The sequence below is a fragment of the Microvirga sp. RSM25 genome (genome assembly GCF_044784385.1).
Lineage (GTDB): Bacteria > Pseudomonadota > Alphaproteobacteria > Rhizobiales > Beijerinckiaceae > Microvirga > Microvirga tunisiensis.
Window position 1 is genome coordinate 4,376,667 of the sequence record NZ_CP173039.1, and the last position, 17,192, is coordinate 4,393,858.

General features: G+C 65.1%; 12 protein-coding genes and 3 tRNA genes. 8 read left to right on the forward strand and 7 right to left on the reverse strand.

The genetic code is table 11. The annotated features are described in order from the left end of the window. Positions 1-66: 66 nt before the first annotated feature. The 4 genes from ACD578_RS20775 (at position 67) to ACD578_RS20790 (ending at position 7,029) form a co-directional block, all read left to right on the forward strand. Positions 67-1,980 carry a CHASE2 domain-containing protein gene (locus ACD578_RS20775; protein ID WP_404288110.1) on the forward strand — a complete coding sequence of 638 codons (1,914 nt, stop codon included), beginning with the start codon at positions 67-69 and terminating at the stop codon, positions 1,978-1,980. 200 nt (positions 1,981-2,180) lie between these two features. After that, positions 2,181-3,068: a cation diffusion facilitator family transporter gene (locus ACD578_RS20780; RefSeq protein WP_404288112.1), complete on the forward strand. Its 888-nt coding sequence runs from the start codon at positions 2,181-2,183 to the stop codon at positions 3,066-3,068. A gap of 305 nt (positions 3,069-3,373) precedes the next feature. Beyond that, positions 3,374-5,071 (forward strand): methyl-accepting chemotaxis protein, encoded by a 1,698-nt coding sequence (locus ACD578_RS20785; protein WP_404288114.1) that lies wholly within the window; start codon positions 3,374-3,376, stop codon positions 5,069-5,071. 266 nt (positions 5,072-5,337) lie between these two features. Then, positions 5,338-7,029: a methyl-accepting chemotaxis protein gene (locus tag ACD578_RS20790; protein WP_404288116.1), complete on the forward strand. Its 1,692-nt coding sequence runs from the start codon at positions 5,338-5,340 to the stop codon at positions 7,027-7,029. A 498-nt stretch (positions 7,030-7,527) separates the two neighbouring features. Here the strand turns inward: ACD578_RS20790 and ACD578_RS20795 are convergent. The 7 genes from ACD578_RS20795 to hemC all read right to left on the reverse strand — a co-directional run bounded on the left by ACD578_RS20795 (position 7,528) and on the right by hemC (position 12,928). Beyond that, positions 7,528-7,602 (reverse strand) — tRNA-Gly (locus tag ACD578_RS20795). 26 nt (positions 7,603-7,628) lie between these two features. After that, positions 7,629-7,704 (reverse strand) — tRNA-Ala (locus tag ACD578_RS20800). Between the two features lie 41 nt (positions 7,705-7,745). Beyond that, positions 7,746-7,821 (reverse strand) — tRNA-Thr (locus ACD578_RS20805). A gap of 80 nt (positions 7,822-7,901) precedes the next feature. Further along, positions 7,902-9,500, reverse strand: a complete 1,599-nt coding sequence (locus tag ACD578_RS20810; RefSeq protein ID WP_404288118.1) for a heme biosynthesis protein HemY — start codon at positions 9,498-9,500, stop codon at positions 7,902-7,904. A gap of 15 nt (positions 9,501-9,515) precedes the next feature. Continuing rightward, positions 9,516-11,093 carry a mitofilin family membrane protein gene (locus ACD578_RS20815; protein ID WP_404288120.1) on the reverse strand — a complete coding sequence of 526 codons (1,578 nt, stop codon included), beginning with the start codon at positions 11,091-11,093 and terminating at the stop codon, positions 9,516-9,518. A 213-nt stretch (positions 11,094-11,306) separates the two neighbouring features. Further along, entirely contained in the window at positions 11,307-12,002 is a 696-nt protein-coding gene (locus ACD578_RS20820) for a uroporphyrinogen-III synthase (RefSeq protein ID WP_404288122.1), read from the reverse strand. Next, complete coding sequence (gene hemC, locus ACD578_RS20825; protein ID WP_404288124.1) at positions 12,002-12,928, reverse strand: hydroxymethylbilane synthase; 927 nt, start codon at positions 12,926-12,928, stop codon at positions 12,002-12,004. Before hemC ends, ACD578_RS20820 begins: the two co-directional genes overlap by 1 nt. Positions 12,929-13,272: 344 nt before the next feature. Between hemC and tsaD the strand changes: the two genes are divergently transcribed. The 4 genes from tsaD to ACD578_RS20845 all read left to right on the forward strand — a co-directional run bounded on the left by tsaD (position 13,273) and on the right by ACD578_RS20845 (position 17,055). Continuing rightward, the gene (gene tsaD / locus ACD578_RS20830) at positions 13,273-14,328 is read left to right on the forward strand and encodes a tRNA (adenosine(37)-N6)-threonylcarbamoyltransferase complex transferase subunit TsaD (RefSeq protein ID WP_404288126.1); all 1,056 of its coding nucleotides are present in this window, start codon (positions 13,273-13,275) and stop codon (positions 14,326-14,328) included. Positions 14,329-14,526: 198 nt separating this feature from the next. Continuing rightward, complete coding sequence (locus ACD578_RS20835; RefSeq protein WP_404288128.1) at positions 14,527-15,522, forward strand: NAD(P)H-dependent glycerol-3-phosphate dehydrogenase; 996 nt, start codon at positions 14,527-14,529, stop codon at positions 15,520-15,522. Positions 15,523-15,757: 235 nt separating this feature from the next. Continuing rightward, positions 15,758-16,171: an EVE domain-containing protein gene (locus ACD578_RS20840; RefSeq protein WP_404288130.1), complete on the forward strand. Its 414-nt coding sequence runs from the start codon at positions 15,758-15,760 to the stop codon at positions 16,169-16,171. 650 nt (positions 16,172-16,821) lie between these two features. Next, positions 16,822-17,055: a hypothetical protein gene (locus tag ACD578_RS20845; protein ID WP_404288132.1), complete on the forward strand. Its 234-nt coding sequence runs from the start codon at positions 16,822-16,824 to the stop codon at positions 17,053-17,055. The last annotated feature ends 137 nt before the right edge of the window (positions 17,056-17,192 follow it).

Sequence of the window (17,192 nt, forward strand, 5' to 3'; positions counted from 1 at the left end):
GTGAACGGGAAGCAGACAACCGCAAGCGACCATGCCAGAGGGGAGCCCCTCTGGCGCCATTTCGCCATGGCCGGTCTCGTTGCGGCTCTGCTGATCCCGGTTCTGTTCTTCCCGCCCTTTCGCCTCATCGAAGCGCGGCTCTACGATATTCTCTCGGTCATCTCACCGCCTCTGCCTGCGCAGCCGGGCGCCGTGATCGTGGCCGTCGACGAGCCGTCCATCGGCGAAATCGGCCAGCGCTGGCCATGGTCTCGGGAACTTCACGCCAAACTGGTCGAGAGCCTGCGTGCGGCAGGTGCGAAGGTGATCGCCTTCGACATCATCTTCGCCGACCCCACCACAGAGGAAGCCGATACGGCTTTCGCAAAGGTGCTCGGCCCTGACGTGGTGCTGGCAGCGGACGACGTGACCACCCCGCTAGCGCAGGGAATCCAGGTCACTCGGGTCAGTCCTCTCGATCCGTTCCTGGACGCCGGCGCGGCAATCGGCGTGGCCTCCGTTCATCTCGACGGGGATGCCTATCTGCGTCGCATGCCGCCGGCGCGGGAGAGTTTCGCCGCCGAAGCGCTTCGCCTGAAGGGCGAACCGCAAGCATCCGCACCCGATGGGGCCCTGATCCAGTATTTCGGGCCGGCCCGCTCCTACCCGACGGTTTCCTATTATCAGGCTTTGGATCCGGAGAATTTTCTGCCGCCCGGATTCTTCAAGGATCAGACCGTGCTGGTGGGCTTGAGTCTGAAGCAGGCGACCTCTGCCGATATCGGCGCGCCCGATACCTTCCCGACACCCTATACGCTGACCGAGGGCACGCTCACGGCAGGCGTGGAGGTCCAGGCCACGATCCTCGACAATCTCCGGCATAATCTCTACGTGCTGCCCGTGCCTCGGCTCGTCATGGTGCTTCTGGTGGTCGCCGGAGCTTTTCTGGCCGCAGCCTTTTCGACTCATGGCGTCTCCTGGCGGACCGGGCTGGCGGTGGCCTTCCTGGTCGCCTTCTTCTTCGTCGGAGCATGGGCCGTGTTGCGCCTCGGCCGGGTCTGGGCATCACCGGCCCTGCCGGCCGCGGCGGCGCTCGCCGTCTTCGGGACACGATTCGGGCTCGACTATGCGCGCGAGCGGCATCTGCGGCGCACCGTGTCGGAGGCCTTCTCGCGCTATCTCTCGCCGGATCTCGTGGCGCAGCTCGCGCGCGATCCGAGCGCCCTGAAGCTCGGCGGCGAGCGCCGCAATCTCTCGATCCTGTTCTGCGACGTGCGCGGCTTCACGACCTTGTCGGAGACACTGAAAGACGAGCCGGAGCGGCTGACCACCCTCATCAACCGCCTGCTCGATCCGCTCTCCGAAGCGGTGCTCGCGGAAGGCGGCACCATCGACAAGTATATCGGCGATTGCGTCATGGCGTTCTGGAACGCGCCGCTACCGAGCCCGGATCATCCCCTTCGCGCCGCACGCGCGGCCATGCGCATGCTGGAAGCGGTCGACACCCTGAATGTCGAGCTGCGGCAGGAACAGGGCGAGGATGCACCTCGCTTCGCGGTCGGCGTCGGCATCAACACCGGCGATTGCGTGGTTGGCAATGTGGGCTCGCGCTGGCGCTACGATTACTCGGTCCTCGGCGACACGGTGAACCTCGCTTCACGCCTGGAGAGTCTGTCGAAGGAATACGGTGTCTCCATCGTGCTCGGTCCCACGACGGCGAAAGCGCTGCAGGAACATTTCGTGTTGATCGAACTCGACCGCATCGCCGTGAAAGGACGCGCCGAGAAAACCGCCATCTTCACCATTCTGGCGCCAGCCGCGCAGCATCAGGATCCGGCGCTTGCGAAGCTGATGGAGCTGCATCCCACGGTTCTCGCCAGCATCGGTGCGGGACGGCGGGTGGAAGCCCTCGAACTTGTCCGGCATTGTCAGACGCTCGCTCCCTCCCTGTCGAAATATTATGGGAAGCTTCTGCTCAAGGCGACGGCCATCCCGGAATGACCGGATCCCGCCGGAGCCCGGTCCCGGCGATATCGATCTGTTCATCTTGTGCGATCAGGCTTGACTTGCAGAGAGGATGTCATTCCGCAAACGTGATTTTGCGAACGAATTGCAAGTAAAAACAAAGTCTTGCGCTTGAGAGAACACGGTCTATAAGGTCGCGTCATTTCCCGCAGAGCCCTCTCGTTATGCATCGCGCCATGGACAAGATTCAAAAGCTTGCCCTCGGCAGCATATTCGTCGGAACCGTTGTTTTCGTCCTGAAATATGCCGCCTATTACATCACGGGCAGCATCGCGCTTTATTCGGATGCGCTGGAGAGCGTCATCAATGTGGTGACGGCGGTCTCGGCCTTCATGGCCGTGCGCCTGAGCGCCGCGCCGGCAGACGCGAACCATCCTTACGGGCACCACAAGGTGGAATATTTTTCGGCCGTCCTTGAAGGCGTGCTGATCATCGTGGCGGCGCTGGCGATCCTGCGGGAGGCTTATTTCGGCTTCTTCAATCCGAAAATCGTCGACGCCCCCATGCAGGGGCTTGCCATCAACGCGCTGGCCGGTGTGATCAATGCATTCTGGTCCTGGCTCCTGATCAGCCGGGGACGACGCCTGCGCTCGCCCGCGCTGGTGGCCGACGGTCGCCATCTCCTGACCGATGTGATGACGTCGGCGGGCGTCATCATCGGCCTTCTGCTCGTTCCGTTCACGGGATGGGTCTGGCTCGACTCCGCTCTCGCCGCCTTCGTCGCCCTCAACATCCTCTGGTCCGGCTGGGGCCTGATCAAGGAAAGCGTCGGCGGTCTCATGGACGAGGCCCTCCCCGAGGCGACCCTGAGCCGCGTTCGCGAGATCATCGCCATCAATGCGCAGGGTGCCATCGAAGCCCACGATCTGCGCACGCGCCATGCGGGCCGGATGACCTTCATCGATTTTCATCTCGTGGTGCCGGGCCACATGAGCGTTACCGACGCCCATGACATCTGCGACCGCCTGGAGCGGGCTCTCAAGGCCGATGTGGAGGATGCGCTCATCACGATCCATGTGGAGCCCGACAACAAGGCCAAGCACGCCGGCATCGTGGTTCTCTAGGTTCTTTGGGCTCGTGCGGGAGCGCAGCTCCCGTGGCATTCCTGCACGTTCGCCAATCTTCGAGAAAACGGGCTTACGTTATGGCGCCTCCCCACGCCTGAAAATATTAACGACAAGTAAATACTAAATATTACGTTAAGATTGCTCTATAGATCGCACTCATTTTATTTCGGAATTCAGCTTCACTAAGTAATTTCCCGTAATGTGCGCTGCAGCATAGAACGATTATAAACGAGAGACCTGTTTCATGCGCGTCGTGGGGGCGCGCGCCTCTCGCGGCGATGCGGGCAGGTCACCGAAGGACCATGCGTTTTCTCAATAACCTGAAGCTGATCGTCAAATTAGCTATACCCACTATCGTCTTCGTCGCGATCAGCGTTGGCCTGATCGTGATGGCGGATCGCGGCCTGAACAACCTTGCGGCCGATACCAAGGATCTGGTTGAGCACGACATGGCCCGTTTGACAGCCATCCTGCAGATCAATGCCGAGGTGAACGAGGCGAGCATCCAGGAGAAGAACCTCATTCTCCTCAATGCGGGCCAGCAGGATCGCCTGAAGAGCGGCGAGAGCGTTTATCAGGAATACAAGAAACTGGCTCTTCAACATGCAAAAGAGCTCGTAGATCTCTCTGATACGGCCGAACGCCGCAAGATCAACGAGGAGATTCGGGCTACTCTGGCCACCTATTTTGACCTCATGGATAAGAGCGTTGCTCTTGCCATGCAGGACAATGATCAGTCTGCCTTGACGATTTCCAACGGCGAAGGACGTGATGTCCGAAAGAAGGTTCGTGAGCAGCTCACCGCACGGATCGATGCAAATCAGAAGACTCTGGCTAAATCGGCAGACGACGGCGCCGAGCTTGCTGGCGAGACGTCGACAACTCTCATCATTTCTGCGGTCGTCGGTATTCTTGCTGCTCTTGGTTTGATCAGTGCCATTGTGATCTTCGGCATCACCCGTCCGCTGACGGGCATGACCTCTGCGATGGGGCAGTTGGCGAACGGCGATCTGTCCGTGGCCGTAGCCGGCACGGAGCGCAAGGACGAGGTCGGGGCACTCGCCCGCTCGCTGCAGGTGTTCAAGGACAACGCCATCGAGGCCCGCCACCTCGCTGCCGCACAGGACGCCGAGAACCAGGCCAAGATGCGCCGGGCCGAGGTGCTGGACCAGCTCACGAAGCGCTTCGAGATGAACGTCTCGGCCCTGACGCAAGGCCTGTCCTCGGCTGCCACCGAGATGGAAGCCACCGCGCAGTCGATGACGGCGATCGCCGGCCAGACCACCCAGCAATCGGTCACCGTCTCGTCGGCGGCCCAGCAGACCTCGGCCAACGTGCAGACGGTAGCGGCCGCCACCGAGGAGCTGTCGATCTCGATCCGTGAGATCGCCTCCCAGGTGGCGCAATCCTCGCAGATCGCCGACCGCGCCGTGCAGGGCGCGCGGCGTACCGATGCGGCGGTGCAGGACCTGGCCGCGACCGCGGCCAAGATCGGCGACGTGGTGCAGCTGATCAACACCATCGCGGGCCAGACCAACCTCTTGGCGCTCAACGCCACCATCGAGGCGGCTCGTGCCGGCGAGGCCGGCAAGGGCTTTGCCGTGGTGGCCACCGAGGTCAAGGAGCTGGCGAGCCAGACGGCCAAGGCGACGGAGGAGATCTCGGCCCAGATCGGCTCGGTGCAGCAGGCGACGCAGCAGACGGTCTCGGCGATCCAGGAGATCGCCCGCACGATCACCGAGATGAGCCAGATCTCGACCTCGATTGCCGCCGCCATGGAGGAGCAGGGCGCGGCGACCGCCGAGATCGCCCGCAACGTGCAGGAGGCGGCGCGCGGTACGGAAGCGGTGACCGGCAGCATCGGCGACGTGCAGCAGGGCGCCGGCGAGACCGGAGCGGCGGCCTCTCAGGTGCTGGGCGCGGCGCAGGAGCTGTCGCGTCATTCCAACGATCTCGGGCGCGAGGTCGAAACCTTCCTCCACGGCGTCAAAGCAGCCTGACCCGGTCCACACAACCACGGAACATCGCACGACAAGGGCCGCTGCAAACAGCGGCCCTTGTCATTGTCTACTTACGGAGCATCGTCTGTCCGCCGGGCAACTCACAAAGATGGCACGGCAAATGATGGTTATTAGCCGGCGCAACATTCCCGATCGCCGACCAGCCTGACGCAAGCTACAGGAGCTAATTCCTGTGATCCCGACTTCCTGCGCGTCGTGGGGCGCGCGCACCGTCCGTGGGAATGCGGACAGATCACGAGACGACAATGAGAGTGCTCAATAATCTCAAACTGATCACGAAGCTCGCCGTTCCGGTGGCTCTGTTCATCGCGGTAACGATCGGACTGATCGTTTTCGCCAAATCCAGCCTCGACACACTTGCGAGCGAGACGCAGCTGATCGTCGACACTCATGCGGCGCGGCGCAGCACGGCGCTAAGTGCCAAGGCTAATGTCAATGACGCCGCGATTCAGGAAAAGAACCTGATCATCGAAACGCGGGTCGAACAAATCCTGATCTATGACAAGCGCTTCAACGATGCGAAGGAAGCAGCTCTCAGAGATTTCGACAATCTTATTGCACTTTCTGATTCGCCCGATATCCGCAGTTCCAATGAGGCATTGAAGAAGACTATCGAAGAATACTTTGCGGTCATGGGTCGGAGCATTGCCCATACGCAGCTGAACGAAAGCGAAGAAGCTTTTAAGTTGTCGACCGGTGAGGGGCAGGCTCTGCGCGACAAGGCGATGCAGGCGCTCGACCAGAGGATTGAAGCAAACATCCAGGCCCTCACTCGGGAGAAAACCGAGGCGGCTGATCTAGCTTCCAGCACTTCGAAGCATCTGATCACTGCCTCCGTTATCGGTCTTACGATCGCTACCGGTCTGCTGGGGGCGATCATGGTCTACGGCGTCGCGCGTCCTCTGAACGGCGTGACCGGTGCCATGGGACAGCTCGCCAACGGCGACCTGTCCGTGGATGTAACCGGCACGGAGCGCAAGGACGAGGTCGGGACGCTCGCCCGCTCGCTGCAGGTGTTCAAGGACAACGCCATCGAGGCCCGCCGCCTCGCTGCCGCACAGGACGCCGAGAACCAGGCCAAGATGCGCCGCGCGGAGGTGCTGGACCAGCTCACGAAGCGCTTCGAGCTGAACGTGTCGGCCCTGACGCAAGGGCTGTCCTCGGCCGCCACCGAGATGGAAGCCACCGCGCAGTCGATGACCGCCATCGCCGGCCAGACGACGCAGCAATCGGTCACCGTGGCTTCGGTGGCCCAACAAACCTCGGCCAACGTGCAGACGGTGGCGGCCGCCACCGAGGAGCTGTCGATCTCGATCCGTGAGATCGCCTCCCAGGTGGCGCAGTCCTCGCAGATCGCCGACCGGGCGGTCGAAGGTGCCCAGCATACCAATGGCACCGTTCAGGAACTGGCGGCAATGGCGGCCAAGATCGGCAATGTGGTGCAGCTGATCAACACCATCGCGGGCCAGACCAACCTGCTGGCGCTCAACGCTACCATCGAGGCGGCACGCGCCGGCGAGGCCGGCAAGGGCTTTGCCGTGGTAGCCTCGGAGGTGAAGGATCTGGCCAATCAGACGGCCAAGGCGACGGAGGAGATCTCGGCTCAGATCGGCTCGGTGCAGCAGGCGACGCAGCAGACCGTGGCGGCGATCCAGGAGATCGCCCGCACCATCACCGAGATGTCGCAAATTTCCGTATCCATCGCGGCCGCAATGGAGGAGCAGGGCGCGGCGACGGCCGAGATCGCCCGCAATGTGCAGGAAGCGGCACGGGGAACCGAGCAGGTGACCGGCAACATCGTCGATGTGCAGCACGGGGCCGGAGAAACTGGTTCGGCGGCGAGCCAGGTGCTGGGCGCAGCCCAGGAGCTGTCGCGTCACTCCAACGATCTCGGGCGCGAGGTCGCGACCTTCCTCCAGGACGTCAAGGCGGCGTAATCAGAGCCTCTCCGTTCGACACGGTTCAAGACCACCAAAGCCCGGCAATCGTTAGCCGGGCTTTTTTCTTTTCCGCTACGCTGAAACAAGCAGTGTGCGAGATCTTTTTATCTCTGACGGCACACGATCTCACTCTTGGAGAAAGGTCCGTCGCAGAGAGCGGAGCGGCATGCTTGTTCGAGCGGGTTCCTGACCGAAGCCTGTTCCGCAACATCGATGAACCGGGCACCCGCCCCGGCTTGAACGGATGGAGGCTCGCATAGCGATATCGCCTGGGCTGAAGACCCCCTCCGCGTCGAGACATTGAGCGTTGGAGGCACCCTTCAGCTCGACATTTCATATTCTATGACCGGTTTACCCGGATGAACGTCAATGACGTGTGACTTCGAGTCACCGCGGGCCCGTTCCACCCATGGAATGGGCCCGTTTGCTTCATGAGCGCAAAAACACGAAAGGCGCCCGAAGGCGCCTTGTCGATGCATTCCTTATTGAAGGAATTGGAGCGGGCGAAGGGATTCGAACCCTCGACCCCAACCTTGGCAAGGTTGTGCTCTACCCCTGAGCTACACCCGCACGCTCCGTCTCTCGTCTTAGCAGGATGGTGGAGCCAGGCGGAATCGAACCGCCGACCTCTTGAATGCCATTCAAGCGCTCTCCCAACTGAGCTATGACCCCCTGCCACGCCTTCCAGCCCGACGCTGCCGCCAGGAGTGGAATGGTGCCGCAAGAGGGATTCGAACCCCCGACCCCCTCATTACGAATGAGGTGCTCTACCAGCTGAGCTATTGCGGCATCGCAATTCTGCGATCCGAGAGGCCGCCCTCTTACCCCCTCCCCCGCTGCTTGGCAAGGGAGGGAAAGATCGGAATGGCCTACCAGACCGAAAAAACGCTGCGACGTGCCGACGCCTGCTCCTTCGGTTTCGGCACGTCGGGCGGCGTGGTCGGGAAGACGACCGGCCCGGGCTGCGGAAGAGGCGTTTCCTCCTTCACCGCTCCCATGACCGGCTCGGCGATGACGGCCTCGGTTCTGACCTCCGTCTCTGCCGGCGGGGCCTCAGGCGCGGAAACGGGTTCGCTGGAGGGAGGCGGAGAAACAGGCTCTTCGACTGCCGCAATGGGCAACGCCCTGACCTCGTCGTCGAGGTCCGCCGTCACGTCGTCATGGAGGGTGAGCTCGGGAGCGATCAGCACATCCGGCGGCGCCTGCCAGACGAAGGCGTCGAGACGGCCGGTCACCGGCGAGATCGGCGCCCAGTGGTCCGACACGACCCCGTCGGCGATCCAAGCCGGATCCCGCGGCGCGCGGGTAGCGCGCGCAAGCCATTCCCGGCCCTTGCCCGTAGCGCCATGCTCCGCCTGCTCCAGATCGGACATGAGCAGGCACACCCGCATGCTCGGCCGGTCCTGCAGCAGGGGCTCCAGTGCATCGCGGGCCCGGTCGAACTCGCGTGCTTCCAGGGCGGAGCGCGCCACGGCGAGCCGGCCTTCCGGCGCACCGTTGGCGAGGCGGGAGAGAGTTTCAGCCCGCTTGAGACGGTCGAGCCCCGAATCGCCGGGGCGCAGGTTGAGATAGACCTCCGCCAGATCCGGATGCGGTAAGCTTTGCCAAGCGGTCTCCACCACCTTGGCCGCCTTGCGCAGATCACCCTTTCGCGAGAGCAACCGACCGGCGAGCGCCGCGGCCGGCACAAGGTCGGGAGCGAGCTTCACCGCATCCTGAGCGCTTCGGAGTGCGCCCTCAGGATCGTGATCCACCCTCTCCAGGGCATCCGCCGTCAGAAGCACGGCCCTGTGGCGTCTGGCCGTCTTCTTGTCGAGGAGGCCGAGCGAGGTCCGCCGCTCGACGGTTTCGAGCGCTCCGCGCCAATCCCGTTCGGCGCAGCGCGCCTCGAGAACCGCGTCGCTCGCCCAGGCGGCGGCGGGCGCCAGGCGCACGGCCTCGGAGGCAAATTGATGGGCCGACGCCGCATCGCCCCGGCGCCGTGCCTCGACGAAGAGGCCGCGCAGGCCGAGGACCCGGGTCTCGTCCTCGCCCATCATCTGCGTGAAGGCGGCTTCGGCGGCCTCCCGATTGCCGGAGACCTGGGCGGCCTGTGCCTTGAGCAGGAGCGTCAGCGGCTCCTTGCCCAGCAGGCGCTCGGCCTCGTTGGCATAGCGACGGGCCGCGATGGTATCGCCCGCGCCCACGGCCAACATGCCCCTGGAGACGGCCTGGTAGCCCCGAGAGCGGCGGCGCGCTCGCGACGCGAAGGTCAGGCGGGAGGGAAGCTGGATGAGGCCGGTGACCAGGGACCAGAGCACGGCCAAGGCCAGCGCAACGCCGGCCAGCGCGATGGCGGCCACCGCCACCGACATCTGGATCTCGTAACCGCCGAAGGTGATCAGAACCGTACCGGGCCGGTCGGCCAGCCAGACCGCGGCAAAGGCCGCGACGCAGAGAAGACCGATGAAGACAAGAGCGCGCCACATGCGGGGCTGATCCTTTTATTGCGTCGTACGATTGAGGGTGGCCAGAGCATCAGCGCTGATCGCCTGCGCGGCCTGGTGCGCTTCGGCGACTGCCCTGACCTGCCGGCCCCAGTCTTCGGAGAGCCTTCGCGACGGTTCCGGTAAGGCATTCCAGGCGGCGGCGGCTTCCACCACATCGCCGCGCTCCAAGGCCTGCCTGATGCGGGCGACAAGAGCCGGAACGCCGGTCGAGCCCGGTTCGTTCACCGGCTTGACCGTCACCACGCGGTCGGCCATGCGCAGGAGCCGGTCGGTCCAGCCCTCGGCCGGGCCGCGGCTCTCGCGCAGGATCGCTGTCTCGATCGGCTCGAAGCCCTGGGTGAGGGTGGCTGCTGTCGGAGCTCCCTGCTGGGCGAAGGGCTCCAAAGGTGCCACGCGGCCGGCGTCGGCTCCGGCCTTCTTCACGCCATCGAGCACCTCGGCATAAGGCGTTCCGCTTTTCAGCGCATCGTTCAGGCGTCCGGCGAGAACGACCTTGGTTCCGGTCTGGCTCGCCGCCTCGGCGTTCCGGGTGTTCTCCGCCGCCTGCTGGGAGAGCGTCGCAAGGCGCTGCTCCTGCTCGGTGAAACGACGGTCGGTATCCGCGAATCGACGCTCCGTCTCCCCGAGACGCCGTTCCGCCTCGCCGAACCGGCGGTCCTGATCGGAGAAGCGCCGGTCCAGGTCCGCAATGCGGCGGTCGAGCTCCTGCGTGACGCTTGCGGCATTCGTTACGTTCTGGGCGTTCGCCCGGACCTGCTCCTCCAGGGCCGAGAGGCGGCTGGACAGGTCGGTGAGCGCCGCCTCGTTCTGGGGCGACGGTTGCGGGGCCTCCGGCGCGGGACGGTTCAGGGCATCCTGCGCCTGGGTGGCAGCCTGTTGAGCCGTGCCCTGAACGGTCTGGAGCCGCTGATCCAGTTCTCCCCGGGCGGATTCGAGTGCCTGGAGCCGGCCTTCCAGCGCCTGCGTGTTGGCCTGCGGCTGCCCGGAAGGAGCCGGCTGCTGCCGCAGGGCGTTCACGCGCTGCTCCAGTTGCGCGAGCCGCGGGTCGTCCTGAGCCGGAAAGCCCTGCCAAGCCTGCAATCCATAAAGAAGCCCCGCTCCGATCAGGCCGCCGAGCAAACCCGAACCGATGAGGGCGCCGGCTGAACTGCGCCGCTCGGGAGCCGGTGGCGGCGCGGTTTCTTCGCGCGTCCGGGATGCGGAAGGCTCCTGGAAGGAGCTTTCAGATGAAATGGTATCCTGTCTTCCAGACCCCTCGCCAAGCCCCTCGCCAGACTCCTCGACGGATGCCCCGGACGGAAGCGTGTCGGTGCCGATCCCGGAATCGAGACTGGCTTCCGGCGAGGCCACCACGTCCTCGGCCGGAGGCTCGCTGCCGCTGGCAATGGTCTCCTCGGGCGTGCGAACGTCCGCGTCGAGGGTGTCGCCGAGGGTATCCTGGGCGCCACCTTCGGGACCGGTCTGAACGGAGCCTTCGTCGATCACGGTTGCCTTAAGGTCAAGGGTCGCCGGCTCACGCGAGGGCTTCTTGCGGGACGATTTCGGACGTCGGGAATCAGATGAATCGGTCACGGGTCACTCTTGCACGGGTCGCCAGGGGAAGATTCGCGTAAGGCGAGATCTTCGAAGGGTCAGTGTGAAATGCAATTGAGGCAAGCTTGGGCGCAGCGTTTCGTTCCCTCTCTCCGGTACGATCCTCAAAACGGACGGGCCCATCGGACCACGATCCTCTCCGTATGGCAAAGCTCCCTAACGTCCGAATCGTAAACGAAGCGGCGACAGGGTTCATGGGAGCGGATCGAGGAGCCTGAGAAGCGCATCCTCGGAAGGATCTCCCGCCACGAGGGTCGCGGCGCCGGCCGTGGTCAGGGGCGCGGCCACATCGGCCGAGAGGCAGAGATGGGGAAAGGCTCTGAGGTGGGATGCCAGTCCCGCCTCCTCCGCCAGCCGGACGACGAGATCCGCGCTCCGCCGTGAATAATGGAGCGCGGCGCCGATTTGGCCAGAGCGCAGGGCCTCGATGGCGGCTTCGGGAAGACGTTCGACGGCTTTCGCCTCATAGGCTTCCCATGGCAGCACGGTGAATCCGGCCGCGCGCAGGGACGCCGCCGGCTCCTCCTTGTGATGGCGGGCCGTCACATGAAGAAGAGCAAGGCCGGGCGGCAATCGCCCGCGAATCAGCCGCGACAGCGACACCGCATCGCCGTCCGCCACGGTCACGTCGGCAAATCCCTGCGAGCGCACCGAGTCCGCCGTGCGCTCGCCGACGGCGAAGACCGGCTTCTGCCGATCGAAGGCCGCCAGGGCCTCCGCCGCATGGGCGCTGGTGACGATGAGGGCGTCACAACGCGCTTCGGGCGCGGGATCGCCCGTGGGCACGATCCGGGTCACGGGCGCAAGGCACGCCGCGTGACCGAGGCCCGCCAGCCTCTCGGCCGTGCGCCCGGCATCGTGGGCGGAGCGGGTGACGAGAACCCGCATCAGGCTTTCAGGAAGTCGGGCGGCATGCGGGCGCGCAATTCCGAGCCGGCCTCGCGCCCGAGCGCCACCGCGTCGTCCGGCGAGCCGCGGCGAACCGCCTCCAGGCTCTCCGACCCGTCGGGGCGCAGCACGAGGCCGCGGATTTCGAGGTCGTTGCCGATCAGCCGCGCATGGCCCGCGATGGGCGTGCGGCAGGAGCCGTCGAGGATGGTGAGAAAGGCCCGCTCGGCGGAAAGCGCATGGCCGGTCGGCGCATCGAGGATCGGCTGCAGGGCCGCCCGCACCCGCTGGTCCTCGGCGCGGATCGCGACCGCGATGGCGCCCTGCCCGACGGCGGGGAGAAAATCGTCCGTCTCGAGAACGGTCGTGACGTGATCGGTGAGCCCGAGACGGCGCAGGCCCGCCATGGCGAGCAGGGTCGCGTCGACCTCGCCGCGTTCGAGCTTGGCGAGCCGCGTCTGCACGTTGCCGCGCAGCAGCGTGACCTGGAGGTCGGGCCGCAGGCGGCGAACCTGCGCCTGGCGCCGCAGCGAGGCCGAGCCGACGACGGCGCCCTGCGGCAGATCGTGCAGGCTCTTGAAGCGATGGCTGATGAAGGCGTCGCGCACGTCCTCGCGCGGCAGGAAGCCGGCGATGACGATGCCTTCCGGCAGGGTCGTCGGCAGGTCCTTGGCGGAATGGACCGCAAGGTCGATGGAGCCTTCGAGCAGCGCGATGTCGAGCTCCTTGGTGAAGAGCCCCTTGCCGCCGGCCTCCGAGAGGGGCCGGTCCTGGATGGCATCGCCCGTGGTCTTGATGATCGACAGGGGCAGGTGCTCCACGGTCCAGCCATGGGCGGCGACCAGCCTGTCTTGCGTCTCGTGAGCCTGTGCGAGGGCGAGCGGACTGCCTCGCGTACCGATGACCAGGGTAGGTGAAGAGGCCATTCTGGCTGGGTTCTCCAATCAAAGGTTCCTGACGAAACTCACCTTAAGCCTCATCCTGAGAATCTGGCTCATCAGAGACCGACGCCCTCTCACGTCATCACCGGCCTCGTGCCGGTGATCCCGATTGAGAAAAGCTCAGCGCTCTTCTGGTCGGGATGGCCGGGACAAGCCCGGCCATGACGGCGAGGGAAGCTCATGACGAGCCAGCCTCTCAGGAGGCCGGTGTTTTGTCAGATCTTCCAAAAACAACATCCGCGTTTGATCTTGTGCGGCGCGGCGGACTATAGGGGGAGGAGCGCCGGGCCGGAAGTCCGGACAACACCTTAATCGAGCAGCCAACGATCATGCGCATTCTAGGCATCGAGACCACCTGCGACGAGACCGCGGCCGCCGTGGTCGGCGTCGGCTTCGATGGACGCGGCGAGATCCTCTCCAACGAGGTCTTGAGCCAAATCGCCGAACACGCCCGCTACGGCGGCGTCGTGCCGGAGATCGCGGCCCGCGCCCATGTGGAGGTGATCGACCGGCTCATCGCCCGCGCGCTGAAAAGCGCCAACTGCTCCGTGAAGGACCTCGACGGTATCGCCGTGGCGGCCGGCCCCGGCCTGATCGGCGGCGTCCTGGTGGGCCTGACCACCGCCAAGGCCATCGCGCTCGTAACCCGCAAGCCCCTGATGGCCGTGAACCATCTCGAGGCTCATGCGCTCACCGCGCGCCTCACCGAGGGCATCGGCTTTCCCTATCTCCTGCTGCTCGCCTCCGGCGGCCATACCCAGCTCGTGGCGGTGCGCGGCGTCGGCGATTACGTGCGGCTCGGCACCACCATCGACGACGCCATCGGCGAGGCCTTCGACAAGGTCGCCAAGATGCTCGGTCTGCCCTATCCCGGCGGGCCGCACGTGGAGCAGGAGGCGGTCAAGGGCAATCCGGAGCGCTTCGCCTTCCCCCGTCCCATGCAGGGCCGCGCGGAACCGAATTTCTCGCTCTCCGGCCTCAAGACTGCGGTGCGGATCGAGGCGGAAAAGATCGCCCCGCTCACGGCCAGCGACATCTCCGATCTCTGCGCCAGCTTCCAGGCCGCCATCGTCGACGTGGTGGTCGACCGCACCCGCGTGGGCCTGCGCGCCTTCCGCGAGATTGCGGGCCACCCGACTGCGCTGGTGGTGGCAGGCGGCGTCGCGGCCAACCAGGGCATGCGCCAAGGGCTTCAGCGCCTGGCCGTCGAAGCCGGACTCAAGCTCGTCGCACCACCGCTGCATCTGTGCGGCGACAACGGCGCCATGATCGCCTGGGCGGGCCTCGAGCGCATGCGCCTCGGCCTCATCGACGACATCGCAGCCCCGGCCCGCGCCCGCTGGCCGCTGGACACCAGCCGCGACGAGGCCGGAGCGAAGGCGTGACATGGTCGTCCGAGGAGGCTCGCTCATCGACCGTCCGCCCCTCCCCCGTCATGGCCGGGCTCGTCCCAGCCATCCCGATCCCGTGAGGCGCCGTGCTTTTCGGATCGGGATCACCGGCACAAGGCCGGTGATGACGAAAGCGGGGAATATACGACCCGATCTTGAGGAGCGGCGAAGCACCGGCCGGCAGTCTCTGACATGACCGTGCAAGTTCAACCCATCGGCATCGCCGGAGCCGGCGCTTGGGGAACGGCGCTCGCCAATGCCGCGGCAAGCGCCGGCAACGACGTGGTGCTCTGGATGCGCTCGCCCGAGCACGCCGCGGCCCTGGCGGCGACGCGAAGCAACGAGCGCTTCCTGCCCGGCGTGAAACTGCATGACCGCATCCATCCGACCGCGGACCTCTCCGACCTCGCTTCTTCTCGCGCCGTCCTTCTCGTCACGCCCGCGCAGACGACGCGGGAGATGAGCGCGGCACTCGCGGCCGTGCTGCCGGTCGAGACGTCGCTCGTGCTCTGCGCCAAGGGGATCGAGCGGGAGAGCGGGGCCTTTCTCGGCGACGTGGTGGAAACCGTGCGCCCCGGCTCGCCCGTGGCCGTGCTCTCGGGCCCCAGCTTCGCCGACGACGTGGCCCGCGGCCTGCCCACCGCCGTGACGCTCGCCTGCCGGAACGCGGATCTCGCCGAAGATCTCGCGACGGCCCTCTCCGGTCCGACGCTGCGTGTCTATCACCACCGGGATATACGCGGCGTCGAGATCGGCGGCGCGGCCAAGAACGTGCTCGCCATCGCCTGCGGGGCCGTGGCCGGAAAGGGCCTCGGCGAGAGCGCCAAGGCGGCTCTCATCGCCCGCGGCTTCGCCGAGCTTCTGCGCTTCGCCCGCGCCTATGGGGCCAAGGCCGAGACCCTGATGGGTCTCTCGGGGCTCGGCGACCTGGTGCTCACCTGCTCCTCGGCCCATTCCCGCAACTTCGCCTTCGGCCAGCGCCTCGGCCAGGGCCTGAGCGTCGTGGACGCCGCCGGCGGCAAGCTGGTGGAAGGGGCCGCGACCGCCAGCGCCCTCGTGGCGCTCGCCCGCGCAAAGAACATCGACATGCCGATCGCGGAAGCCGTCGAGCAGATCCTGTCCGGCGCATGGACCCTCGATCAGGCGGTCGATGCGCTCATGAACCGTCCCATCAAGTCCGAGCACTGAGCATCATGTGGGACCGAAGGCGAGGAAAGAGGATCCAATCGGTTTTTTGCCCTGGATTCCTCCTTCACGTCATCACCGGCCTCGTGCCGGTGATCCCGATCGGAAACGCGTGGCGCTCCACAGCATCGGGATGGCCGGGACAAGCCCGGCCATGACGACGAGGGCATAGAGCATCGAAAACGACAACCTCGGATCCCACTCCAGACGCTCCCGACATCGAAGAGATAAAAGTACAATGGCCTACTGGCTCTACAAGTCCGAACCCTCCGTCTGGTCGTGGGATGCCCAAGTGGCTGAAGGCGACAAGGGCACCCACTGGAACGGCGTTCGCAACCACGTCGCCAAGCAGAACCTGATGGCCATGAAAAAGGGGGAACAGGGCTTCTTCTACCATTCCAACGAGGGCAAGGCCGTCGTCGGCATCGTCGAGGTGATCAAGGAATACTACCCCGACCACACGGACGAGACCGGCAAGTTCGGCATGGTCGACATCAAGGCGGTGAAGCGCTTTCCGAAACCCGTGACGCTCGACGACATCAAGAAGCAGCCCGGCCTCGAAAAGATGATCCTCGTCAACAATTCCCGCCTCTCGGTGCAGCCGGTGACGGACGAGGAATGGGCGATCGTGTGCCGGATGGGCGGGCTGTAAGACCCCTCATCGCGTCCTCCCGGCACCGCTAGCGGAACCCGGGAGGATCGGGCGTGTGGGGCGCCGACAGGCTCTCGCCGCTATGAGAAATGGAGCGGGGCCTCAAGGATGTTAAAGGTCGAACGCGGAGGGCTTGTTCGATCGCGGCTTCGTCTCCGATGGCGTCCCAGCCTTTCCCTGTACTGTCCCGTTCGGCTGCTTCACCCTCTAAAGCACCGGATAAGCTTGAATTTCGCCGAACGCAGCCGCCGGAGGCCTTTCGCCTCTCTCGCAATGGATCGCGCACCTGCTGGCGCCATCGACCGGCCGGTGTCGTCGAACAGGTCGAGCGGGTAGATCGCGTCCCCCGGCACATTGGCGCCAAGCCCGAGCCGGGTCACAATGGCCGCCTGGGATAGTCGTTGCCGTACACACCCATCGTGTCGGTGTTCATCGGCCAGCCGTTCAGAAGGTGGTCCACCCGCGTCCGTGCGCAATGCGCAGAAACTCATTCATGAAACGGCCAAGTACAACCTATGTGGACGACCATCCGGGTCAGATCACCTATGGTGCAGTTTGTTGTAAAGGGTGTCCGGCCATTTGGCATTGACCTTTCGCCCCAACTTGGAAGGCGAAGGCTATGTCCCCCCCCCGGCATTTCATTCCAGCCTATGCGCGTGCTCATCGACGGCCACGACAGCGAAGGCAGGCTCATCCTCGCAGACAGCCAGCTCGCGGCCGTGATCGTCCGCCTCGACGGCAAGACCCATGACCCTGAACATCAGGGGCGGTGGCACCTGGAAGCCGGGTTCGGCAAGTGCAACACTCGGGAAGCGCGCCTGTTCGAGACGCCTGATGAAGCCGGAGCCTGGGTTCAAGCAATCCTGACGAGACAAGCCGCGTAATTCCGCGAAGATGCTCCTAGGAATCGCATAGCGCTGTCCGGGATAACGATCCTCATGGCTCTGCCCCGAAAGGAGCAACGACCAAAGTCCGATCCAGGACCCGCTTGCCCACCCCCTCTCTTCTTCCGTAAACCTAG